We start from the raw sequence: 24473 nt of genomic DNA, 5'->3' as shown, positions 1-24473 counted from the left end.
TTATTACATTTTCATTCCTGACATGGGGTTCTTGCCTTTTTTTAATATAAATTCACTGTAAAGGAGATAGGCACCGGATGCAACGACGATATCTCCTTTTTTTAAGCCGCTGGTAATTTCGACTTCACTGAAGGTTTCTGAACCAATGGTAACCATTCTAGGCTGATATTTGCCTTTTTCGATTTCAATCCAGACATGTGTGCCGCTGCCGTCTCTGATTACCGCATCAACAGGCAGGGTCAGCTTCATTTTTTGCTCTGAGGAAGGAAGCAAAACAATCGCCTGCTGACCTGCCTGCCATTGGTTATTTGAATTGGCGATGGTACCGCGCAGCTGTATTGTCTGTTTGCTTGCCTGCAGGGCAGGATTTATAAAGTCGACCGTCATCGTTTGGGGCTGATCTTCATAACCTGGAACTATGACTTTCACTTTTCGGCCTGCTTTAATTTTACCAGCATCTGCGGGATAGACATCAGCTTCGACCCATAGGCGATTGTAATCTTCCAGTTTCATAATGGAAGCTCCTTCCGTAACATATTGGCCTTCTGTTATGGATATTTCTGCCACTATTCCTGAATCTGGAGCGTAGTAAACAACATAGGGTGATGCTTTTTGTTTTTTGAACAATTCATTAAGCTGCGCTTCAGACTGCCCATACAAGAGCAGTTTTTGTTTTGCAGCATTTTTTATCTGGGCAAAACGTCTGTCCTCAGAAAAGCTTGCAGCCTGTGCTGTGGCAAGGAGGTACTCCTGCTGAAGGGCTGAAAGCTGCTCTGAATATATTCTGTATAAGGGCTGGCCTTTTCGAATCGGAACCCCGGTTTCTTTTATATACAACTCTTCAATCCTTCCTTCGACACGACTTGAGATGTAAATGGTCTGCTCGGGGTCAGTAACCAGACGTCCGTTGAGACGGGAAGAATTTGAAAATTCATTTTCCCCGGCAGTTATTGTAGTGAGATTGGCTAATGCCTGCTGGCTGGGACCCAAGGTTAGAAAGTCCTGTGCGTTGTTTTTTTCGAAGGGCACTAAATCCATGCCACAGATCGGGCATGAGCCGGGGCCATCTTTTACAATTTGCGGATGCATGGGACAGGTATAAGTTTGAGCTTTTTGCTGACTGACCTTTTTTTCTTCTTTTTGGGCACACGCTGCAAATAGAAGCGGAAAAACCATTGCAATGAGCAAAATAGTACGAATTAATATTTTATTGTTCATAGCCTATTTTTTTATTTATGTTCTGAAACTGTCTTGATAAAACTCTCACTGTCTATCATGTAGGCAGCATTACTGGCAATATCCCAATCACTTATGTCTTGATCGATTAGCACCATTCCATCAGCATTGTTTTTCGTTTTAACTTCTCGGGGAACAAACACGTCCTGCTCTTTTTTGAAAACAATGGACTTATTTCCCAAATTAAGAACGGCACTTTGCGGAAGCCACCAGCCTTTACTGACAATTGGAATGGCAGCAGTAACTAATTTGCCGGTCTGAAATTTGTTATCCTGCAAATAAATACGTGCTATGGTAAAGTTGCCTCCCTCTTTAAAGACGGGCTGAATAAGTCCGATGGTGCCGCTATACACGGTTTGCTTATCTGACGGTTCATAAAACACCAATTTTTGTCCTTTTTTAACCCGGGATGCCACCGATGGATCAAAAGCAAATTCGGCGATAAGGTTTTTGTTGGTATAAATTGTAAAAAGGGATTGTCCCGCACCAATATATTGCCCTTCTCTCAGGATAACAGCTGGTGCTGCAGGGGAAGATGCACTGCTGGCTGACGCTGCATTGCCACTTGAACCCATTGCGCCCATACCATCATCTGACGCGGCGCTTTGAGAAGAAGCCGCCGGAGCTGCTGCAGACGCGTTTGCCGCTGCACTGTTGTCCAAGATGTATCCGGAGGCGTTACTGTAAACCGGGATGCGATAGGAAATTTTAGCTGTTTTTAATACCTGTTGGATCTGTTTTTGCTGCATGCCTAACAAAGACAGCCTTTCTTTTGCTTTTTGAAGCATTGGATTGTGGGGGTCAGATTGATAAATAAACAACAATTCTCTTTGCGCGGCAGCCAGATCAGGTGAATAGATTTCCATGATCAACTGTCCTTTTTTTACGGGCTGATAATTGTACTTAATCAGCAGGCGTTCGATCCTCCCGCTTACCCTGCTGGAAATACTGGTCTGGCCGCGGCTGTCGTAGGTAATAATTCCTTGTACCTGCATGGAGATTATTTTAGTCCCTTTCTCAGGTTTTATGACAGATATATTAGAAACGACCTGTTCATTGACTGGTTTTATAAGGTGTTTCAGGCTGCTGTCTATAGCTGTTTCCGTACCAGGGGTATGTCTTGGAACCAATTCCATACCGCATATCGGGCAGCTGCCTGGCTTATCCAGAATAACCTCGGGATGCATTGGACAAGTATATTTCTGATTTGCACTATGCTGATGCACTGGCTTACTGTTATGCTCGGTTTTATTGTTACAGGCTGTCAATACTAATATAGAAACCAATGACAATGCTGCCAACTTAGCGATATAGTTCTTTTTCATAATCGACAATCATTTGATATAGTTTTAATTTTTCATCCAATAAGTTATTCTGCAGCATATTTAAAGCTTCCCAGGAATCAATTACTACAGGAATCTGCAGTTTGTTTTCCTGATAGTTCAGAAAGTTTACATCCAAGGATTTTTGCATAGAAGGGATTATTTTTGTTTCGAGGCCCTGAATCTTTTTTTGCATGGTCAGTATTTCATATTGCATGCCATACAGCATCCCCTGGGTTTCCTGCAGCATGGCAGATTTCTCTTTCTGCATTGCCTGTACATTATACTGCATTGCCTTGACATCTGATTTATACATTTTTGATGACCACGGAGCAATTGGAATGGACACCATCGCCATTGCAGAATAGGCTTTAGGCATCATTTTATCAAATGAATTCATATGGTCAAACTGAAATTTGAAAGAAGGATTTTTTTCAGCTTTCATTGCCTCTATGCTCAATTGCATTGATTCAATTCCGGCATTCATTTTTTTGATGTCTCCGCGTGCGGCAGCTATGCTTGTGGTATCGTGAAGAGCGGGATTAAAGACCGGAACAGCGGTTGTGTCTATCGAAAAATCGGCATTCCCGGGCTGGTTCATCAAACTGTTAAGCCAGGCCCTTGCTTTGGCTATTTCACCTTCCTGCATGCGGATCATATTTTTATTTTCTTCGAGCCGGGCATCAATCTTATACACATTGCCCAATTGAGACTGATTGTAGGGATACCTTACTTCCTCAATTTTCTTCATGGTAATCATAATTTTTTCGTTCCGATCCAAGACTTTGATGCGCTGTTCGGCCACCATCCAGCTGTAGTAGAGCTGTTTGGCTTTCGCCTTATAATCGTTAAGGGTAACAGCACGGGTAGCATTCTCAATATTTCCCTGGGACTGGATGAATTTTTTCTTTTTGTTTAATTTTCCGAAATTTGGGATATCCTGTTCAACTCTGAACATTAAAGATCCTTTGTCGCGGTCATCCATAACTTCCTGAAAAGGATAGGGCGTCATAAATGTCCCGACACCCACCATTGGCGCCATCCATGCCGTAGCGGCATCGGCGCTGTATTTGAACCCTTCTGCCTTTAAGTTATAACTCTGCAGCAGCACGTTTTTTTTATCAATCCTCTGAAGGATCGTATCAAGAGACAAGACCTGTTTGGTCTGGCTCAATAGCTGTAATGGCAGCAAAAGCAATAGTACTGCCAGTATTTTAATGTTTGACATCATGTACTTCAAGTTTTCCATATTTTCGTAATTCATATTCTTTAGACATTAGGAAAATAAGCGGGGTTACTAATAAGATATGTACGGCAGAGGTAAATACCCCGCCAATCATAGGCAATACAATTGGCTTCATTACATCCATTCCAACGCCATTAGACCATAGGACGGGAACCAGTCCAAATAATGAAACGCAGACTGTCATTAGTTTTGGACGAAGCCGTTTTGCGGCGCCATGCACCACATATTCCCTGAGATCCTCTTTTGTGATTGTTTCACTTGAATTTCCTTTGGCCCTGATGAGCTGCTCCATTGCATCATTGAGATAAATGACCATCACTATTCCGGTTTCGACAGCAATTCCGAACAGGGCAATAAATCCAACTGCTACAGCCACTGATAGATTGACATCCCAGAAAAAGATTATATAGGCACCTCCAATTAAAGCAAAAGGCACTGTTATAAGGCTCAGGAAGGCTTCTCTGAGAGAGTTAAAAGCAAAATAGAGAGAGAAGAAAATAACAAGCAATACGATTGGGGCAATGATTTTAAGGGTCTTTTCTCCGCTGATCAGGTTTTCATATTGTCCGCTCCATTCTATAAAGTACCCTTGTGGGAGTATTTCTTTGGCATTTTCTAATTTTTTCATGGCTTCCTGAACAGTTCCTCCCATATCACGGTCGCGGATATTGAACATAACGGCCCCGCGCAGGAGCGCATTTTCTGAACTGATCATAGGAGGGCCGTCTACAAACTTAATATCAGCAACAGCAGAAAGGGGAACCTCTCCAAAGGTTGGGGACTGCAAGGGGATACGTTTGATGCGTTCCACACTGTTTCTATAGTCCTGAGCCATACGCACACTGATTGAGAAACGTCTTCGCCCTTCAACTGTATTGCCAATAGATGCACCGCCTAAAGCAAATTCCACGGTTTGGTTTACATCATCCGCGGTTAATCCATACCGGGCCAGTTCCGGGCGATTGACATTTACATCTAGATATTTGCCGCCGGTTATAGGATCCACAAATAAGTCGGAAACCCCTGGCGTTCCCTCTAATGCCATTTTTACTTTCTCAGATACACGTGCAATGGTGTCGAGGTTTTGTCCATAGACCTTAATTCCCACGTCGGTACGAATACCTGTTGCAAGCATGTTGATACGGTTGATAATTGGCTGTGTCCAGCCGTTTACTACGCCCGGAATCTGAAGTTTGGTATCAAGCTCCTTAATAATATCTTTTTTATCAATTCCTTCACGCCACTGTGATTTTGGTTTGAGCAATATTATGGTCTCAATCATGCTCATTGGGGAATTATCCGTAGCTGTGTTTGCCCTTCCGGCTTTTCCCAGTACGCTTTCTACTTCAGGAACCGATTTTATTATTTTATCCTGTACCTGCAAGATGCGCTTAATTTCTCCATTCGAGATATCAGGCAGCGTGACAGGCATAAACAAGATGCTCTGCTCATCAAGGGGCGGGACGAACTCTGTTCCAAGGCGCATCAACAATGGAATGGAAATCAACAAAGCCAAGATGTTAACCGTCAGGGTTGTTTTTCTCCATTTGAGAACCCATCTTATAATGGGCTCATATCCTTTTTCAAGAAAACGATTAACGGGATGGGAATCGGTAGGCCTGAATTTTCCTTTCATAAAAAAAGAAATCAGTACCGGTGCCAGCGTAAGTACAAGCAGTGCATCCACAACCAATATGAAGGTTTTTGTGTAGGCCAGGGGATGGAATAATTTCCCTTCCTGACCGCTAAGCATAAATACAGGCAGGAAAGAAGTGATTATAATAACAGTGGCAAAGAATACGCCGCGAGAAACCTGCTTGCTGCTTTTCTCAATTATTTGTATTCTTTCCTCTTCGGATATCCACTGTGGCTTTTTGCGAAATATATTTTTAATTCTTTTCATCTCGGTTTGTTTCATTTTTTTGTTCGGACTGCCATTGGGCGTAACGCTGTGATAGATGCTGATAAGCATTCTCGCTCATTATAATTCCATTATCGACAATAACACCAATAGCCAAAGCAATACCCGTTAATGACATTATATTGGATGAGATACCAAAAGCATTAAGCAGTATGAAACTTGCTGCAATTGTAATTGGGATCTGGATGATAATACTTAACGCACTGCGCCAGTGAAAAAGAAAAATAATAACGATAAGGGATACTACGAGCATCTCTTCAATCAAAGTTCGTTTAACCGAATCAATAGATTCTTTTATCAGATGCCCCCGATCGTATACAATGTTGAATTTTACTCCTTTGGGTAGCCCTTTGGCAACTTCCTTCATCTTTTCTTTGACATTATCAATAACGGCATCTGCGTTTTCACCGTAACGCATAACCACTATACCTCCAACGGCTTCACCTGTGCCATTATGGTCAAAGATGCCTAATCGGGTTTCCCCGCTCATCTGGACAGTTCCTATATCGCTTACTTTTACAGGAATGCCATTCTGGTTTTTCAGCGGGATATCCTCGATCTCCTTAATGGATTTAAGATAACCGGATGTCTTAATGATGTAGCCGATATCACTCATGTCGAATTTTCTTCCGCCGCTTTCATTGTTATTGGCACGCACGGCGCCTATGACCTCCGGGACAGACAGCTTGTAATACAGCAGTTTGTTTGGATCAAGTGTAACCTGATATTCTTTCTGGAATCCTCCAAAAGAGGCAATTTCACTTACTCCCGGAACATTCTGCAGAGCAAACTTCACGTACCAGTCCTGCAGGGCCCTTTGTTCTCCCAGATCAATACCTGGAGCATCAAGGGTATACCATAGTATATGACCAACCCCGGTTCCGTCAGGCCCCAACTGTGGGGCAACTCCTTTGGGCAGGGTGCTGCTAATAGTACTGAGCCTTTCCAGCACTCTTGATCTTGCCCAGTATACATCGACATCATCCTCAAAAATGACATAGATAAAACTCATGCCAAACATGGAAGCTGCCCTTACATATTTAATTTGAGGCAATCCCTGAAGGTTTGTTACCAAGGGGTAGGTGATCTGGTCTTCAACGAGCTGTGGAGCACGTCCCATCCATTCTGTAAAAACGATTACCTGATTTTCAGATAAGTCGGGTATAGCATCGATGGGATTTTTTTGAATAGAGATAATACCCCAAACAAATATTCCTGCGGATAATAGTAATATGATGAACCGGTTACGCAGGGACCATTCTATTAATTTGTGTACCATAGGTTTAATTTATTTTAGAAAGACTATCATTTACTTTTTCAATCCAGCTTATAAGCTGCTCTTTTTGAACAGCTGTCAATACTGCATTTTTATGGATTAATGTGTAAGAAGGCAATGGCATCTCGTTTGCTTTTATCTGCTTTGAAATCCGGTCTAATTTATTCTGCTGCTTTCTTTTGGAATAGTTTCCCCATTGGCTGAAATTCAAATTTTCTTTTCCTTCTTTTATGTGTCCTTCCATAAGGGTACGCGCTGGCTGGATGTAGGAGTACCATGGATATTGTGTGTTGTCGCTGTGGCAATCATAACAGGAGGTTTCAAGAATCGCTTGTACATTTTTGGGAATGGGATATACTTTTGAAATGTGAATTGGTAAAACCTGCCCGTAATCGGAATTTCGGGCAGGCTGATACAATTGCATCAGTAGAAAAATAATTAACCCAGTAAAAAGAATCTTTCTGGTGAACCGCTTCATTTTACAATTGCTTTTTCATTGAACCGCAGGTAAGCATCTTAGAACCATAATATGGGTTTTTTATCTCTTTTGTCTCACTGACCCAGATGGCCCCTTTCCCGCCGTCATACATTGGGCAATAGTCCTGATATAATGTTTTTGAAGTTCCGAAAACCATGATCACATCATTCATGTCTTTACTCAACAGGGCGAAATGCTCTCTTTGGTGTTCGATATTACCGCCATTGGCCCCGATATGTTCGGCATGTTCTTTGGCGTCATCTGCAATATCGAGATAATCTGCTTTTATTTTAGCATCTATTAAATCTGGATTTACCTTGTTAAAGGCTGCATGCAGTGCTTTTCCGGCATCTGCTGCTCCTTTTGTGTCATCTTTTGTTAATGCATTTTTAAGCGCCAGGTAATTGTTTACAATTTCATCTGCAGAAAATGGTGCACTGGCTTGGCTAGTTTTTATTTCTGCACCTTTTTGAGTAGTTTGTTTTACAGGCTCTGTTAATTCCATTCCGCATTTGGAACATTTGTCTCCTTTTTTTCCCGTAATTTCAGGATGCATAGAACAGGCGTACAATTCCGTGTCATTCTGGGTTACAGCAGCAGCATCGGGAGCTGTGACTTCTTTGTTTTTTGAATTGCATGCTGTAAGTACAGCTGCCATTACAATTGTCGAGATAATTAATTTTTTCATTTTTTTAGTTTTATTATTTACAAAATATCATTCTGTCCAACACTTTTTGTTAGATAGCCTTATTTGATTGTTTCTATTGTCGAACCGCAGCTAAGCATCTGCGAACCGTAATACGGATTTCTGATCCCGCTTTCTTTGCTCAGCCAATTTGCATCAACCATTGGGCAGTGGTTGTAATAAACCGGCTGTGGCTGATCGGTAGTTTTTATAAGATCGTAAGTGTTTTTGGATAGGCTTTTAAAGGATTCTCTTTGTTTTTTGATATCCTGGCTTTCGGAAATGTTTTTTGCATCTGCAGCCAGACTTTTCATTACATTCATCCATGCAGTGTGTTCTTTTGGCTTTAGGTTATCCATTTTAACAGCATTGACCGCAGCAAGAAGCTCTTTGGATTTCACGCTGGCAGTTTTAGCATCCGTTTTCACTAAAGCATCTTTTAGATCAAAATAGCTGTCGAAAATTGCTTTAAAAGGACTGTTCTCTTGTGCATCAGAAGGAATTGCGGCTGCATGCTGCGAATGATCCATTTTGTCCATATCCAATTTCTTTATTGGGGCCGTCATATTTGTTCTTTCATACTGGCAGCATTGCGGAAGTTTTGCATAGGCGTCGGCAGGAGCTAAGAACTGGTCGCTGTCATATCCGGCTAAGGCAATTCGTTTTAGGACCTCGTCCTGATTTGTTTTCTTCTCATCGTAGGTAATGGCCGCTATTTTGGTGTTTTGGTCCCAGTTTACCGAAACGATATTTTTGATGTTTCCTGCTTTTTCAATAGCAGTCTTGCACATTAGACAATTACCGTAAATTTTAGCATTTACAGTTTTTGCATTTTTTACAGGTGCGCCAAACACTATGACTGACAGCAATAGAGCAATTGCCATCAATCCTTTTTGAATTGATTTCATTTTAAAATGTATTTGATAGTGAAAATGATGCTTTTGAGAAATAATTGTGCATACAAGGCGTATAGAACAATATTCTACAAAAGCGAAAAATTAAAAAAATGAGGCAGATAGGCTTCCTTTTTTGACACACTTATGGCTGTCAAAAAAGGTATTTAGCTTATTTTAGGGATAAGCCAGATAGAGTAGAAACCCGATAAAATCGATGTTTCTGAATTATAGAATGTCTGTTTTTCAGAAAAAAGGCAGATAGAAGTATTTTTGAATTCCGGGTAGGTTAAAAAAACAATTCCCCCGCTGCAAACTGAAACGCAGCCGCAAGTGCGATGCCCGCATTTTCCGCCACAGCCTTCATGATTTCCCTTTTTTGAATGACAGCTGTTTTCTGAACAGTCATCATGATGGGCTGCATTAGCTTCCTTTTTGCAGGAAACTTCCTTAGAAAGATTTCCACATGCAAAACTTGCCATCGGCATCAAAAAGAGGCCTAAGGTAACAATTAATATGATGTGAAGTCTTTTCATGAAAAGTAAAAATATGAAACAAATATAATTATATAAATTTACTAATAATTAAAATTAATGTTAAAAGTGTTAAATTTGAAACCCATTTTCTTACTAACTTTTACATGAAGCAGCAAAAGATCCTTTGGATTTCCGTCGTGGATGTCTGCGGGAAGACCGCTTTCAAAAGCTAACAGATAAAATGGAAAAAGTTTCCGGCTGTAAAAAACGTGGGAAAAAATCAAGGATACGGTGCAGCCATTACCGAATGCTCTAATTCGGCACCGGGACATATTGCAAAAGTTTCAAAGAAACTTCAATGCGGTGTAGAACGATAAATTCTGGGCTCATATGAAGACCTGATTCTTTTTTCTGGAATGCTGAGCAATGCGATAAAAAGACGCTGATCGAAGAATATCCCAAACGTGTCACCAGCAAAAGATTTATTTTGGAAACTCTTTTTCTGTGCCGTGTAGAAAAGTGTGTTTTGTAAACCAGCCGAGCGCCTTTACATCGTTTCTTATCATTTCTTCATGCTGAGGGCTGTATTTTTCAATTTTGTCAATATGCGCGAACAGGAACCTGTGGCTGCGGTTTGTCGAAATCAGAATCATTGACTTGCTTTTATAGCCTGTAAAGAGGTTGCAGCTTTCTATTGCCAGATTATTTAAAGTATTGATCATTTCAAAGTCCATCTGGTCTGTATAAAATGTCAATAGCAGGCCTACGCCGTCAAAATCGCCGAACCGTCTTCCGAAATTCAGTCCTGAAACATCCTTGTAGCGGTCATGAAATTCAAAATAACTGTTGGCGATGGATCGTCTGGTAAGCCGGTCAAAGGAAAGCAGTGCTTTTGCAAGGCCGAGCCTCATTGGGGTCAAATTTTTCAGAAGATCGTTCTTTAATATTTCATTCTGCACAAAACCGTCTATGAAATAGCTCGCTTTATCAGCTTTAGCTTTATTTTTCACCTTTTCTTCTGCCGCAAAAGAATCCCAGTCTCCGTCTATTATAAGATAGATCCCGTTTGAATCCTCACTTAAGGCTTTGGGAAAGTTTCTGGTATTTTTAAAAAAGTGTGAGAGCAGATCCTTTTCAGTGCCTGAGATCAAGATGTAATTATTTGTGATCTGATCCCTGAGCTCAAAGAACTCTTTCTGTGTTTCGACAGGAAAATCAAATTCATCGCCGGGCATAATGATAGTGGTCCTGCCTTTAAAAAGCTTCTCTCTTTTTTACAGATAATCGATAAAGTCAGGAATAGTGTCGAGCTGATCTATAATGGTCTGAAAGGAATCCTTGTCAAAAAGCGTTACGTAGTCATCATTTTTTGTGGTTTGGTTAAAGGGATAGAACTTTACGCCCTCTCCCAGATTTATTACAATCCTGAAAACTTTTTTTATCTGTTCCCTGGGAAAGATCTCAATTTCTTTGTCAGGATGTTTAATCTGCACTTCTTTGGCACTAAACAAGGTACGGCATGCGCCGTGGATCTGCTTGACTGCCTTTTCAATTGTATTGTTGAAGTACCTGAAATGGTTTCCCTTAAACTCGTAGTTTTTAACCGAGATGATAATGAGAACTGAATTGAAGATGATCATCAGGTCGCAGATTTCCTTTTTATCCCCATTTTCATGTTTCGGTCCAGGATAGCACCAGTACTTAAGGAATGATCTGTATGCCAGATCATTTACAAAATCTTCACCTATTTGTCCTTTGTCATCCATATTGCCGGGTTTACCTGATTGGATAGAAAATTACTAAAAATTTTGGGGTGCACAGCAATTTTATGATTATATTTTTAAGCAGGTAAAGGTTTGAATTTCAAAAACAATGCCTGTATTTAAGACAGCATCCAAAACCTTGAAGTGTCTGCGCCGCCACAAAAAAGCCGGCATAGATACCGGCTTTGTTATACTTTAGACTTTCTTCTGCTTTTGTTTCATCCTGGCTTTAATCTGATACAGATTTTTAGACATCAGGCTCAGAATACGTTTGTGGTGCTTGGAAGCATTGTTTTTCATGCCCCTGCATTGCAGGATCTCCATACGGCTTAGTGATACTTCAATGGTTTCAACTGATTTTTCAGCCATCTTAGCCGACAGTATCAGGGAATCTTTTCTGTCATAGTATTCATTGGTAAAAACACAATGCCCTAAATCGTCGCCCTCCTGCATGAAATCCTTAACGTTTTCAATTACAGAGATACTAAGTTCCTTTTCCTTGAAAAACAGTCCAAAAAAACGTTTTTTATCACTTGCGTACCTTTTCTGCGCTTTTTCGATTTCAAGGCGCAGATCCTGCAGTTTTTTCTTTCTGAGCAGTTCCCTTTTTTTCTGCACCAAATGGTCGTGCGCCATGCTGAGATTTTCGGGACAGACATAAGCAGGACAGGACAGGTCTTTTTTGAAATATCGGAGCAGTTCGAGATAATCTTCCCAAATCTGCACATCAGTGATTTTATAATTTTTTCTGATTACAGTTTTGACTGCCTGCCAATTGTGTTTAACACGCTGACGTGAAGCACCAAGATAATACTGCAGGAGGTTCTGCTGTTTTGCCTTTAGCAGGGTTTCTGCTGTGGGATCGGTCAGCAGGGATGAAAAGAGCAGGTGCGGGGCAATATTGTATACCGAGTTTTTGAAACCGTTCCTTTTCAAAAGCGGAAGCACTTTTACCTTTGGATAAACTTTGAAGGGATTGATGTAATATTTGGCATTTCGAAAGAAATCCTTTGGTTTGATTTCAAGGGGGGAATAGAATTTCCAAGCATCTATCGTATTTGAAAATACATTAGTGCCTATTGAAAAACTGCGGACTTCCCCTTTTTGGCTTATCCAATGCTGCATCACTTCTTTACAGAAGTAAGTCGGCATAAAATTTTTCTTCATGTGTTTGTATGCGATTATTATCCTAACAACCTGATATCCAGCACAGGTTTCCAATATGGCAAAATATTCTATTTCTTTGAAATGTACTTGATTACACGCCTGCATTTTAAGTTTTGCTTTACAGTGGGCGCAATTGATGAATTTACAGCAGGATTCGCTGTCTGAGGGTTTCCAAGAGTGCGCACACTGCAGGCAGTAGAATTTTCCTCTTGACAGAACAGCCCAATCCAGAAAAATATTTTTTTCAGCCCAAGCTTCAACTTCGCACGTTATCGGAGCAAGTGAAGCGCTTAGTGCTGTAAGCTGTTTTTCGATGCTGGTTTTGGGTATCATAGGTCAAAAAGTGTTAAGGCGGTCTGCACGAGTTTAACTTCCTGTTTTACTTGAGGTATGGTTTCGCTTTTACTTGACAACGAGGGTATTTCAGGCTGAGAGAAAAGGTCTGCTTTGGCAGGGGACTGCACTACAGCCCTGCATGCTACAGGGGCAGGAATGCCGATGGAATCATCGGTATAGTATTTCATTGCCATGTCAAAGATTTCCTGATTGTCAAAGGCGCACAATCCTGTTTTTTTTACCTCGCCAAAAATGTAATTAAAACAGCTTTCGATGTTTTTGGTTTCTTTGGCAAGGCTTCGGGCAAAAACAGTATCTTTCTGTGCAGTAGTGTTGAGATAATTCTCTATAGCGGTTTTAAAGTTCTCTGATGGTTTCATAATGGGAAAAGTTTCATTAATAGCTATTGTTCAAAGACATCTCTGTAAATGCCGTAGCAGTATTCCTCAAAGCAGAGCCAGCATAAAAAAGTGTAGTGGGGCAGTTTGTAGCGGTTGGCTACAGGCTCTCCAAATGCTTCTTCCAATTCATCCTTAATCCCTTCCAAATCTTCAAGATGTTTGATGTAAAAAGCTTTGCAGTCATTATGATAGATAAATTCCCCTATCATACCGCTGATACAGCCACCACGAGCCAAGTCTTCAAGGAAAGACTTCAACTGCTGTTTTTTCTTTCCGTTATAGCCTTCCAAATGGCTTAAAATGATTTCGTTAAATACACGGCTTACATCGTAGTCCGAATACTCGTTTTTGTCCAAGGCTTTCATAATGTGATTTTTTGGCGTTTATAAATACAATCCGAACTCTTAAAAAGGCAGGTCATCGGGATCGTCGGACTGGTTTTGTTTTTTAGGCGTGATAACAGCGCCCGCAGACCCATCCTCTTTTTTGGCAAAAGCCAAAATCTTAAGGCTGTTGATGTGAAAGGTCAAAGACCCCATAGCCGAGCCATCGTGACCGATATAGGTACTAATCCCGACACGTCCGAAGAGCTGAACAAGAGTCCCTTTTTTAAGCCAATCGGCTAGTTTTGCATTCAGCCAATAGGAGCAGTCGATAAAAGTTGTAATCTGTTTGTACTCGGTGCTTCCTTTTGGCTTGTAGCTGTCATTGATGGCAATGGAGAAGTTAACGACCTGTTTTTCATTTCCCACTTTACGGGCTAGAGCATCTTTTGTAATACGTCCTGTGATTTCCATGATTTTAAATTTTAGCGTTACTGTTATTTAAAATTTCTTTCTCCCTGCACTCCCAAAAATTGTTTTCAAAAGAAAAAACGGGAAAAAAGAAAGCAAGAATCAAGTGACCGGTTATGAGGATGCGGAGTGCTATAAGTCCCGAAGGGTGGCAAGCGAAAGCGGCGCCATTATGCGCATGCAGCATACGGCGGGCACTATCTTGGCTGCCTTTTTATGCCGTTTCGAATGAAAATGATATTATTTACTATTTAAAACAGGTATTTATACTGTGTCCATTTATATCTTAAAGAATTAATTTGCCATTTCAATATGCGTTTATGGAAAACCGTAAAAGAAGATTAGTACCATTTTGTAGGTTTGGTATTAATTGCGATCGTATTAAAAAAAATAATTAAAGATTAATTCTTTAAAGCCTTAAATAAGTTAGATCCAGACAGAATCCAGAACATTCAACTAACCAATCTATAAATAAGAAAATATGAGTTTCGGACATGCACTTTATTACCCTCACATTAACCTGACAAACAAAAACTGGATTAAGCATGCTTTACTGTTTTGGGACAATATTTCACGAATAGTACCTGATTCTGTTGAACCTTCAGACAGTGAAGATATCATTACAATAAAAAATGAATCTAAATTTATTAAGGACTATCGACCTGAGATTTGGGACACATCAGAAGCATTTCATAGCTTCAGTCAGGAACTAAGGCCGATTCTTGAATCGGATGCTTTTTTTAATGACAGGTTTTTTCGGAGACACAGAGAACGCAGAGATTATGACATGAATTATCGTAACAGAAAAAGTTTTTTTTCAGATATCGTGCAGTCAAGCGGGACTTATATTCATGTCCAAAAAATAGATCGACAGCTAAAAGAGTATTTATTTGAGATAGGTGTTGCTGTTCCAGGTCAGAGTCAATGGGAAGATTGGGTGAGAATAGATAGTGAGATTGGAATGCTTTATATGACTTATTTTGCAAAAAGCATTTCTAAGAATAAATCACTCCCAATTGTTACTGATGTTGAACAATCGTTTTCAACTTCTCTTTATTTTGAATCACCAATTAATTCTGATTATAAGAGCCAGTTTGAATATAAGTTAGGAAATCTGCTTATCGAAACAGTTGTGCCTAAAAATATCAATGATGTTCCCTTGGATAAAATTCTCAATATCCGTAGTAAATATGATGAAGAAAGAACAGCATTTTTTAATGAAATTTCAAATTTGTCGAATTCAATAACCGACCTTGATAACGGCAGTGCTTTAGAAGATGCGCTAAATCAGCATTCAAAAATCATTTTAAAGGAGACTAAAAATTTAGAAGAGCTCTATAGTCTAAACAAAATAGAGACTGCCAGTAAGTTTTTAAGTATTTCGCTGCCAACCACAATTGCATCATTGACAGAATATGTTTCCGAAGAAGCAAAACCTTTTGTTACAGCGGGAGGAATTATATTCGGAATGGTATCTGCTGCAAATTCAGTAAGGAAAGACAAATTGGGGCTAAAGCAAAATCCAAAATCTTATCTCTTAAATTTAAAATCCGAACTTTCAGGAGGTGATATTCTTACCAGAGTAAATGACACTGTTAAAGGAATTCGAAAATGGTAGTCATTTAAGAGTCGGCAAAAAAATGATGTGCTAATTTATAAAATAATTAAACAATAATTCTTTCGATGTATATTTCAAAACTTGTTATTAAAAATTACAGAACATTCCGTGAATTCGAAATAGATTTAAAACCGTTGACTTTAATTATTGGGGAGAACAATATCGGAAAATCAAATCTTTTAGACAGTATTGGACTTATCTTGGGACAAGATGTGTCATATAATAAACGCCGTGTTTTAGAAGTTGCTGATTTTAACTATGGAGCAATTTATAAGTTCAAAACAGATATTTTAAATTTTGATATCCCGCTGAATGAAATTATATTTCCTGAGATATTTATTGAAGCCACATTAACTGACTGGGACGAAGATCAGGAATCGGTAGTTGGAGACTGGTACAGCAACGCTGATTTTACCGAGATAACGCTAACTTACAGATTTGCTCCTGGTCCTCGATTTGATAAACTGGAAGATCTCCAGCGACAGAGAGATTTCATTACAAAATTTATTGAAGAACATTCACAGGACGTTTATGACGCACTGCTTCCCAGTGCCAAGCTGGATTTGATCAATTTTCCAATTTCCAAGTATTTCTATACCATTTACGGTGGAGGCAACAGCAGCTCCAATGCTAATATTTATCATCTTAATCAGTTAAAATTTGAATTACTGGATGCCTTACGAGATGCATGTACAGAACTAGTAGCCAGCCATAACAGCAGACTGCTTTTTAGAATATTGAATTCGAAAGAAGAAGAAAAATACCAAGATCTTAAAGGACAATTGGTAGGATTGCAGCAAGCTATAAATGATAATGAAACGCTGCAGGAAATAAAGAACGGGATTTCGGTCCAGCTGGATAAAATTTCTTTGGCAACAGATGAAACATCAAATCTTGTAGATTTAATTTTTTCACTTCCTGATGTATCTGACCTGTTAAAAAAAATTAGTCTTATTTATGGAGATAATCCTATAAAGATTGAAAGGAATGGAACGGGAAGAAATAATCTGTTATTTATTTCTTTAGTTCTATCCTATGTTGAGGATGTAACACGCGGGCATAGTTCTTATTTCAGAGTGGTTGGTCTTGAAGAACCGGAGTCGCATCTGCATCCAAACCTACAGGATCATTTGGCCCATAATATAGAATCTTTAATAAAAAATGAAGGCAGCAAAGATTTCAGAAAAGACATTCAGCTACTAATAACCTCTCATTCTACACATATAACAACAAAGATTAATTTTGAAAATACCGTAGTTTTATATAAAGATGGAGATAAGATTGAATCCCATTATATATTAGATGGATTTAGTCAAAATGCTTTAGGCAAGAAACAAATTAAGTACCTTAATAAATATCTTGATGCAGTAAATACGAATATTTTTTATTCTAGAAAAATAATACTTGTGGAAGGTATATCTGAAAAACTTTTAGTTCCTGTCTTTTTTGAACGGATATTTAAACACTCAACAGAAAAATCAAGCTGCTGTGTGGTAAATGTTAATGGCCTTGCATTTAGTTACTTTCTTGAAATTATCAAAAATGGTTTTTTTCAAAAATGTCTAGTGCTAACCGATAAAGATTCCGATACTAAAACAAAAGACCGTGCAGATAACTTGGCATTTAAATACAAAGGCACTTCTCAAATCAAAGTTGGAATTACTGATGATACAACATTTGAAAAGGATGTAATTAATGCAAATTTGAAAGGCAAGGGACGCGATATCCTGCTTAAAGTTCTGAAGGAGGTCAGACCAAATTCAGGAAAAGCCTATGTAACTAAGCTAGGAAAGAATGCAATTGATACCAATGATTTTTTTGCTCTTATCGAAGACTACAAATCCGAGTTTGCATATTCTTTAATGCTTAACCTGACTGATTCTGAGAATCCAACAGATGGATTTGTTGTTCCGAAGTATATAATTGATGGATTAGATTTATTTGCGGAATGAGCGTTCAAAATAAAAATGCAAAATTAATCATTGCAGGACCCGGAGCAGGAAAAACACATAATATGGTGTCCTCAATAATGGATTCGCTGCCGGAGCTATCACCAGCACGTTACTGCGTGGTAATCACTTACACCAATGCAGCAGCCAATAATATTTATTTAAGATTATCCAAACGAATCAGTATCCCTGAAAATTTATTTATAGGGACGATGCATTCCTTTTTGAATAAATTTATTGTCATGCCTTTTGCAGTTTTTGGGAACGAGGATGTAGGCAGAGAAAAATTATTTTTACAGTGCGGTCTTGAAGATGTATATTTAAAAGTTCAAAGCCTAAAATCAAAGGAAGATCGGGCAAAAACTCCACAACAAAAGGCGATTATAAAGAAAAAGATACTTACTAAACTGAATAAGAATGGATTTATAACATTTGACCAAACATTGTCAATTTCTAAAGACTGCGTTACTAATAAAAATGTAATAAGGGCTCTTAGCAATCGTCTTCAATATTTGTTTGTTGATGAATTTCAAGATTCAGGCAATGATGTTTTTACTATTGTTGAAGGTATTAGAAAACAGCAGAGAACTAAAATTTATTGCGTTGGGGACCCTGAGCAGTATATTCAGAGTTTTGATTCATCTATAAAAACGTTTGAAAATATTCCGATATTAAAAGCAGCAAAGAGCAGTAAATATGATGTGGAAATTAATGACAAGAATTTCAGATCAACTCAAAAAATAGTATCTTTTCTTAATGAGTTTAATGCAAGGCAGTTCAAATCTAACACGTTTAAGCAAGTAGCAGCATGCAGATTAGGAAAAACTGAAGCAGAAGTAGGAGAAGAGGTTGTTTTTACTGCTAAATGGGGTAACGTCAAACCAATGATTGAAGAATTTTATGCTAAATGCGATGCTTTGGAAATAGCCATTTCCCAACGTTGTATACTGGCAAAAAAGAATGACGTTATAAAACGTATTGCAGCGGCAGTAAATAATCATTTTATGAACCCGAAGAAAGAAACGGGAGTATCACCGATAAAAGCTGTTCAAGATGCACTACTTTCTACAATTAGGATGAATCCAACGGAGTTTTATGATCGTTATAAAACTGATATTTATACACTTAGAAAATACTCCATTGCTATTTTAAAGGCCATAAGATCTGGCAGGATCACTAATGAAAATACTTTTGCAATATTCATTAAGGAGGAACTAAATCTTGATATGGTAGCAGGGCTCCCAGTTAAAATTGAAAATCTAAAATTTGATTTTAATAGTAACAATGTTGGAAATGTCGTCACATTATGCAATATACACACCATCAAAGGACTCGAAGCAGAAGCAGTTTTGGCAATAGCCAAAACGGAAGAAGAATTATTATTATGGATAGAGACTAAGAGAGAGATAAGAGAATCAAAAAGAGATAGCGAAACGACTGATTATCCCCGATTGGGTTATGTTGCCTTCAGCCGTGCAGAACGGTTTTTATGTCTGGGCTGTTTAGAAGAAGTTTCAGCATCTACTCTACAAAAATTAAAATCCTTAAATGTACAGTTAATCGAATAGTTCGATTTGCTAAATTAAATAGTTATAAAAATAGATTATGAGTGGAGCCATGGATGAAGCTATGCGTTTTGAAGACTTAGGATTAAATGGTGTTCCGGACAAAAGCGTGTGCGCTAATCATTTTAATGAAAAAGCCATAAAGAATTTTATCCGCAGAACATCAGACAGGGGATATTGTGAATATTGCTATAAAAACACTTCGGTCGTCTCACTGGAAGACCTCATGATATTTCTGATGGAAGCAGTTCAAGGCTTTTATACTGATCCTGCAAATTTTATGTCTTATAATGGAAGAGAGGGAGGCTATCTTGGAAATGTCTATGATAGTTCTGAAATCCTTCAGGAACATTTTGAGCTTGAAATAGATGAACGGGTGTTATTTGATGATATATTCGATTCTCTTGATTATAGCAAAGGATGGGCAAATGAAATGGACTATTATGAGAGCCCATCTGATATACTTTTATACAGCTGGAACTATTTTAAGCAGGTGGTAAAGAATAGGTCGCGCTATTTTTTTGGTCAGGTAAGGGATTTGAATTCGGAACATTATTTGATTGATTCTAATAATATTCTAAAAGAAATAGGAAAGAGTATAAAAAAATTTAAGCTTATTAAGACAATTCCCGCGGGAACAAAATTATACAGATGCAGACAGCATAAAAAAGGTGATGTTTCTGTTAAAAGCGCTGAAGGAATGACTTCGCCACCTGATGAATATGCTGTAAATGCAAATAGAATGAGTCCTGCTGGTATTTCGATGTTTTATGGCGCTTTTGAAATAGAAACTGCTTTAGCAGAAACTCTAGATAAAAACGATGCAGTTATGAGATTTTTCACAACAGCTGAATTTATCTTAAAAAAAGAACTAAACATTGTCGATTTATCTACTCTTCCTAATATGCCAAGCCCTTTTGATCAAAGAAGAATAAAAGATCATTATAGAATTTCTTTCATCAAAGACTTTGTAAAAGATTTGATGGCTCCCATTGATAGGGATGGAAGAGTTCATATTGATTATGTACCTACTCAGGTAATTACAGAATATTTCAGATTTCCTTTTTCAGATAAACTAAGAGGAAGTATTAGAATTGATGGAATTATCTATCCTTCTTCAAAAAATGGTAAAAAAGCATGTGTGCTTTTCTTTGATAATACTGAGAGTTTAGAAATATTAGATATTGATCTCAGCAAATTAAATACAAATAAGATACTTTGATTCTGAAAATAAATCATTTCGAAGAGAATCAACCTATGAATTATATCTATTTGAAAATATTATGAATGTCCTTCTCTCGTTTTATTATTTCCAAGAGAGAAAGATATTCATTTATTCCTTCCTTTCCTGTTCTCTTGCTGATTCTGATTAGATGATGTCCCAATGTTTTGAAAAGTTCATTTTTAATATTATCTCTGCCTCTTGAATCTTCATCATGAAAAGTCTTACTATCTAGTTCGAAAAAAAGTACTGGTAAAAAAGTTTCCTGATCTACAATTACAATGTCAACAGAAGATTTCAGATAGAAGTCAAAGTAATTGGGAAACTTCTTTTTTACTATTTTTTGATTAAATATTGTAGTTAAAGATACATTTGGCAGAATTAAATATGAAGTAAAAATTTGTTTGCAAGCCAGATAAAATTCTTTTTCCTGAGGAGAATTAAATATTGATTTTATCATACTTTGATCATTATCTGCATATTGTTCAGCTACTTGAAAATCTTTTTGTTTTTGTGCATACGCTAAACCTTTTTCTGATTCAGTTTTCAATTTAATTTGATTTTCTTTGACAACCTCGATTGCAGGTTCATAATTTGGGAGTCTTTGTGCATAACTTATATGTCCCGTTTTTTCAAATAAAAAATGTAAAACTTTTTTTTCATCAGTTTCATTTAATTTGAAAGTATAATTATTTGAATCATGACAATTAAGCAAAAAGGCAGGATATTTAACTTGTAAATTTTCCTGGCTAAAAAGTTCGTTAGTAAAGTTTTGAAAAAAAACGGTTTTGAATATATCATCTGCTAATAATTCATTGAAAGTTTTATTGTTTTTTAGCACTTCAATTATTTTGTCAAATTGTTTATGCTGTAGGAGTGCCAGTATCTGATCTCTCATTATATTTTTAAATTAAAATTTTCTCAATCATACAAAATGATTTTAAAAAGCTGCTAGAATAAAATATTCTAAACTCTGCTCTTCCGCATAAATGATGTGCAAATTTATATTAAAGATCAAAATCTGTCCAGTTTTGATCATCAAGATTTTTAATGGCTTCTGAATAGATTTCCAATTGTGTTGCTGAATTTATGTTTATGGATCGCACTGATACCGTCATTTCTGCAATTTACTCATTTAATGCTTAGCAGCATGAAACTTTTTCGAAAATACAATTCTGCTATTTGAGGAGTATCTACTCGATAAATTGGTTCTTTAAAAATGATTTTTATCTTTACAGTACATGATAAATACATTATGAGAAGGGATTCGGAAAAAAAATTTTTAGGCCTTGGTTTTGATACAGATTTAATTCAAAAAATTGATTCAAAAGGATTAACTCTTAGCAGTTTAAAGCCTATGAGTAAACAGGCTCTTCTACAGGCAGGTTTTACAAATGAAGAGAAAGATCTTATATATAGTAAAACTAAAAGGGATGCTATAGCTGCCGAGGTACTGGATGCTATTTTGTTAAAAAGCGGTGAGGTCTGCTGCTATTGTTCAGACGGTATTTCTACAAGACCTTTTCATATACACCATATGGATGAATATCATGTAAGCAGGAATAATGATGAAGATAATCTGGTTTTAGTTTGCCCTAATGACCATTCTAATGTACATACAAAAAATATTACTATTGAAGAACAGAAGGCTGTTAAAATGGCTTGGGAAAACTTGTGGAATATAGCACAAGAATACAAGGCAAAGGGAATTTCATTTCCTTTTGGGGCATTTGAAACAATAGATTATTCCGTCAAGGGAAACATTACCGATATTTTTTCATTTTCTTCTCCCATTGGATCGGTCTGTTTAGTGCTTGCAAAAGGGGATCTGTCTGAGCGTTGCTTAAAAACTATTGAAAAGGAGAACAGTCTTATACTTGCTGGCGGTTCTGGCAGCGGAAAAACTACTCTTGCAAAAGGGATAGCTGGACAGATAGAGGATGCAGTTGTATTTAAATATGTTGTTTCAGATAAATCGAGCATTGAAATTGCTAAAGAGATTATACAGTTTCTAAGTCTTGCGCAAAAGAAACTTGTATTGATTATTGATGATGCTAATACCAAACTTAAAGTAGCTCAGATTGAAAGTATTTTACAGTTTGCAAATAAAAATCAAAAAATAATTGTTGTAAATACTAGGGAATCTTTTTTCAGTGAAGGAAATTTAGAACAGCATTTCCCTAATAGTGTTGAGCATATCAGCTGGCCTGTAATCTGCGATGAAGTCATCAAATCAATTTTGAAATCTGAAACTGAAATTATCAGCTATTTAGATAAAAATGAGGTGAATGATCATAGTGGAGAAAGAATAGGTTATAGTGTTTTTGATCACCGTTTAAATAGAATAGCAGAAAAGTATGCTAAAAGTACCGATTCGGTGTGGCAGTTTATTTATATGCTGGGAGGCGGACTTACAAAAGTAAATAAAGAATATAGAGAACTTCAATCGAAAGACAGGTTTGATTTAATTGTACTTTATATTTCCATTAAACAGATAGCAAAAGTTGAAGAGGGCTCAGATATTGATGAAATAATTGCGTTATATCATAGAAACAGTATCTTAAAAAAGAATGCAGCACCGGCAAAAGAATGGCTGAGAGAGAAGTTGGATGAATTATGTAAAAAAAGGATATTGGTTGAAAGCAGGGGGAGATACAAAACAGTGCATCGTGAGTTTTCCAATGCATTTATTGAGACTGCTTATTTGATGAATAGAAACGATGCCAGTGAGTTGCTGGATGAAGTATTCAAAGATCTTGTAAACGCAAAGGAAATAATGATTCTCTGGTCTTGGCTTAAAAGCGGCAAAGCCAATGATTATGCAAAAAGATGGTCATCTTCTTTAACTATTGTTCAATGGAAAAGTTTGACAGCTGAAACCATTAAGCATGGTCTGCCGATATTAGCAGTTCTTGCCAGACATCTTCATACTGTAGCATTGCCAGGGCATCATAAAATTGCTAATGAAGTTTTTAAAGACAGAGCTGATCAAATTGCTGATTTGATTGATACAGGTGACAAGAATATGCTGTACTATTTTAGAGAGATTGGTACTACATTAAAGTATCATTGCCCGGAAATTATTAAGCCAATTATGGATAAGATAGATTCTGATAAGTTCGCAGGACATATTAAAGATTCAGATATCGAAGCATTTGATAATTTATCTTGGCTATTTGACACTTTAGCTGGAGGTCATTTAGAATGGGTGATAAATTTTCAAAGCAAATTTAGTTTTGCTGATTTTCAAAGAATAATAGAAAGAAATGAAAAAGGGAAAATTTCTACAATTTATGAAGTAATCTCTTTTTATCGAAGATATATTGGAAACATCAAAAAAAGTGAATTTGATTATTTTATTGACATCATAAGCTTGCAGATTAAAAGATGCAGTCTACAAGAAGTTCAGTTTCCCGAACTATTTATAAGAGGCTTACCTGAATTGATTTTTTATGAAACAAAAATTAATAAGATATTAGGATTTATTGACATTATTAGATTCCAGAAAGATTTTGAACAAGCTACACCTAGATACTGGGGAAGTGTACTTAGCCTTTCAATATTATGCAACTACACAGAAAACAGCTTCAGCCGAGATTTTGTTGATGGACTAGATTTAAATAAAATTGTAAGCAATACTGAAAAACATTATGAAACAAATCTTCACGAATTCCGAATTTTATTGTTTCAACTGGGATACGGAAGTGATGCAGTAAAAAAAGAATATGCCATAGCTTTGCAGCCAATGGTAGAAAATGTTATGATGAAATTTACAGAGGAACAGGATCATGAAAACATATTAGAGGCTTTCTGCAATTTAGACAGAGAACTAGGGGAGGAAAGCTGTACAAGATTAAATAAAGTCATTCCCGAGCAGCGCAGTAAAATTGACAAGATTAAATATAGTGTAAAATCGAAAATATTGGCTGCTGAAGAGAGTGGAAAGGATTATTTGATGGAAAAATGGCTTATCAGTTTAAAAGATGAGGTAGAGGAAGGGGATTAATTTTAGGTTTTTTGAAGTAGTTTAATTAATGATTTTTCTCTAAGAAAGGTTTTAATCATTTAAAGTAATCCCTACTTATACGAAATAAGTTTAATGTATTCTATAAAAGGCTGCGTTAG

At 37.4% G+C, this 24473-nt stretch carries 21 protein-coding genes; 5 read left to right on the top strand and 16 right to left on the bottom strand.

Translation table 11 applies throughout. The annotated features are described in order from the left end of the window. Positions 1–3: 3 nt before the first annotated feature. The 15 genes from NQQ59_RS01615 to NQQ59_RS01545 form a co-directional block, all read right to left on the bottom strand. Positions 4–1218 carry an efflux RND transporter periplasmic adaptor subunit gene (locus NQQ59_RS01615; protein ID WP_115887042.1) on the bottom strand — a complete coding sequence of 405 codons (1215 nt, stop codon included), beginning with the start codon at positions 1216–1218 and terminating at the stop codon, positions 4–6. 11 nt (positions 1219–1229) lie between these two features. Then, entirely contained in the window at positions 1230–2561 is a 1332-nt protein-coding gene (locus tag NQQ59_RS01610; RefSeq protein ID WP_115887043.1) for an efflux RND transporter periplasmic adaptor subunit, read from the bottom strand. Then, positions 2539–3789: a TolC family protein gene (locus NQQ59_RS01605; protein WP_223678188.1), complete on the bottom strand. Its 1251-nt coding sequence runs from the start codon at positions 3787–3789 to the stop codon at positions 2539–2541. Before NQQ59_RS01605 ends, NQQ59_RS01610 begins: the two co-directional genes overlap by 23 nt. Then, positions 3773–5722 (bottom strand): efflux RND transporter permease subunit, encoded by a 1950-nt coding sequence (locus NQQ59_RS01600; protein WP_257698113.1) that lies wholly within the window; start codon positions 5720–5722, stop codon positions 3773–3775. The genes NQQ59_RS01605 and NQQ59_RS01600 overlap by 17 nt, the downstream gene beginning before the upstream one ends. Beyond that, positions 5694–7004, bottom strand: coding sequence for an efflux RND transporter permease subunit (locus NQQ59_RS01595; RefSeq protein WP_115887044.1), 1311 nt, complete (start codon positions 7002–7004; stop codon positions 5694–5696). The genes NQQ59_RS01600 and NQQ59_RS01595 overlap by 29 nt, the downstream gene beginning before the upstream one ends. A gap of 4 nt (positions 7005–7008) precedes the next feature. Continuing rightward, positions 7009–7479, bottom strand: coding sequence for a heme-binding domain-containing protein (locus NQQ59_RS01590; RefSeq protein ID WP_115887045.1), 471 nt, complete (start codon positions 7477–7479; stop codon positions 7009–7011). Position 7480: 1 nt separating this feature from the next. Beyond that, positions 7481–8167 carry a DUF3347 domain-containing protein gene (locus NQQ59_RS01585; protein ID WP_115887046.1) on the bottom strand — a complete coding sequence of 229 codons (687 nt, stop codon included), beginning with the start codon at positions 8165–8167 and terminating at the stop codon, positions 7481–7483. 59 nt (positions 8168–8226) lie between these two features. Then, positions 8227–9072, bottom strand: coding sequence for a DUF3347 domain-containing protein (locus tag NQQ59_RS01580; protein ID WP_115887047.1), 846 nt, complete (start codon positions 9070–9072; stop codon positions 8227–8229). Positions 9073–9224: 152 nt separating this feature from the next. Then, complete coding sequence (locus NQQ59_RS01575; RefSeq protein WP_115887048.1) at positions 9225–9593, bottom strand: hypothetical protein; 369 nt, start codon at positions 9591–9593, stop codon at positions 9225–9227. Between the two features lie 422 nt (positions 9594–10015). Then, a complete protein-coding gene (locus NQQ59_RS01570; RefSeq protein ID WP_257698112.1) occupies positions 10016–10768 on the bottom strand; it encodes a hypothetical protein in 753 nt (250 codons plus the stop codon). Positions 10769–10807: 39 nt separating this feature from the next. Beyond that, positions 10808–11299: a hypothetical protein gene (locus NQQ59_RS01565; protein ID WP_257698111.1), complete on the bottom strand. Its 492-nt coding sequence runs from the start codon at positions 11297–11299 to the stop codon at positions 10808–10810. Positions 11300–11491: 192 nt separating this feature from the next. Beyond that, positions 11492–12796, bottom strand: coding sequence for a PcfJ domain-containing protein (locus NQQ59_RS01560; protein WP_144213031.1), 1305 nt, complete (start codon positions 12794–12796; stop codon positions 11492–11494). Beyond that, positions 12793–13179: a PcfK-like family protein gene (locus NQQ59_RS01555; RefSeq protein WP_144213029.1), complete on the bottom strand. Its 387-nt coding sequence runs from the start codon at positions 13177–13179 to the stop codon at positions 12793–12795. Before NQQ59_RS01555 ends, NQQ59_RS01560 begins: the two co-directional genes overlap by 4 nt. Before the next feature lie 23 nt (positions 13180–13202). Continuing rightward, positions 13203–13565, bottom strand: a complete 363-nt coding sequence (locus tag NQQ59_RS01550) for a DUF7222 domain-containing protein (RefSeq protein WP_144213027.1) — start codon at positions 13563–13565, stop codon at positions 13203–13205. 39 nt (positions 13566–13604) lie between these two features. Next, entirely contained in the window at positions 13605–13997 is a 393-nt protein-coding gene (locus NQQ59_RS01545; RefSeq protein WP_144213025.1) for a single-stranded DNA-binding protein, read from the bottom strand. A gap of 478 nt (positions 13998–14475) precedes the next feature. Between NQQ59_RS01545 and NQQ59_RS01540 the strand changes: the two genes are divergently transcribed. From NQQ59_RS01540 to NQQ59_RS01525, 4 genes are all read left to right on the top strand, one after another. Further along, positions 14476–15612 (top strand): DUF6236 family protein, encoded by a 1137-nt coding sequence (locus tag NQQ59_RS01540; protein WP_144213023.1) that lies wholly within the window; start codon positions 14476–14478, stop codon positions 15610–15612. Positions 15613–15677: 65 nt separating this feature from the next. Then, positions 15678–17564 carry an ATP-dependent nuclease gene (locus tag NQQ59_RS01535; protein WP_144213021.1) on the top strand — a complete coding sequence of 629 codons (1887 nt, stop codon included), beginning with the start codon at positions 15678–15680 and terminating at the stop codon, positions 17562–17564. Further along, the gene (locus NQQ59_RS01530; protein WP_144213019.1) at positions 17561–19129 is read left to right on the top strand and encodes a UvrD-helicase domain-containing protein; all 1569 of its coding nucleotides are present in this window, start codon (positions 17561–17563) and stop codon (positions 19127–19129) included. The genes NQQ59_RS01535 and NQQ59_RS01530 overlap by 4 nt, the downstream gene beginning before the upstream one ends. 37 nt (positions 19130–19166) lie before the next feature. After that, the gene (locus NQQ59_RS01525) at positions 19167–20348 is read left to right on the top strand and encodes a HEPN-associated N-terminal domain-containing protein (RefSeq protein ID WP_144213017.1); all 1182 of its coding nucleotides are present in this window, start codon (positions 19167–19169) and stop codon (positions 20346–20348) included. A gap of 46 nt (positions 20349–20394) precedes the next feature. Here NQQ59_RS01525 and NQQ59_RS25305 read toward each other — a convergent pair whose 3' ends face one another. Then, positions 20395–21189 carry a DUF2726 domain-containing protein gene (locus NQQ59_RS25305; protein WP_186296543.1) on the bottom strand — a complete coding sequence of 265 codons (795 nt, stop codon included), beginning with the start codon at positions 21187–21189 and terminating at the stop codon, positions 20395–20397. Positions 21190–21567: 378 nt separating this feature from the next. On the opposite strand from NQQ59_RS25305, the gene NQQ59_RS01515 reads away from it, so the two are divergent. Next, positions 21568–24354 (top strand): nSTAND3 domain-containing NTPase, encoded by a 2787-nt coding sequence (locus NQQ59_RS01515; protein WP_144213013.1) that lies wholly within the window; start codon positions 21568–21570, stop codon positions 24352–24354. Positions 24355–24473 lie beyond the last annotated feature (119 nt).

The organism is Flavobacterium panacis (assembly GCF_024649945.1).
GTDB lineage: Bacteria > Bacteroidota > Bacteroidia > Flavobacteriales > Flavobacteriaceae > Flavobacterium > Flavobacterium panacis.
The sequence above is the reverse complement of the archived record's forward strand: the minus strand, read 5'-3'. Positions and strand labels throughout refer to the sequence as shown.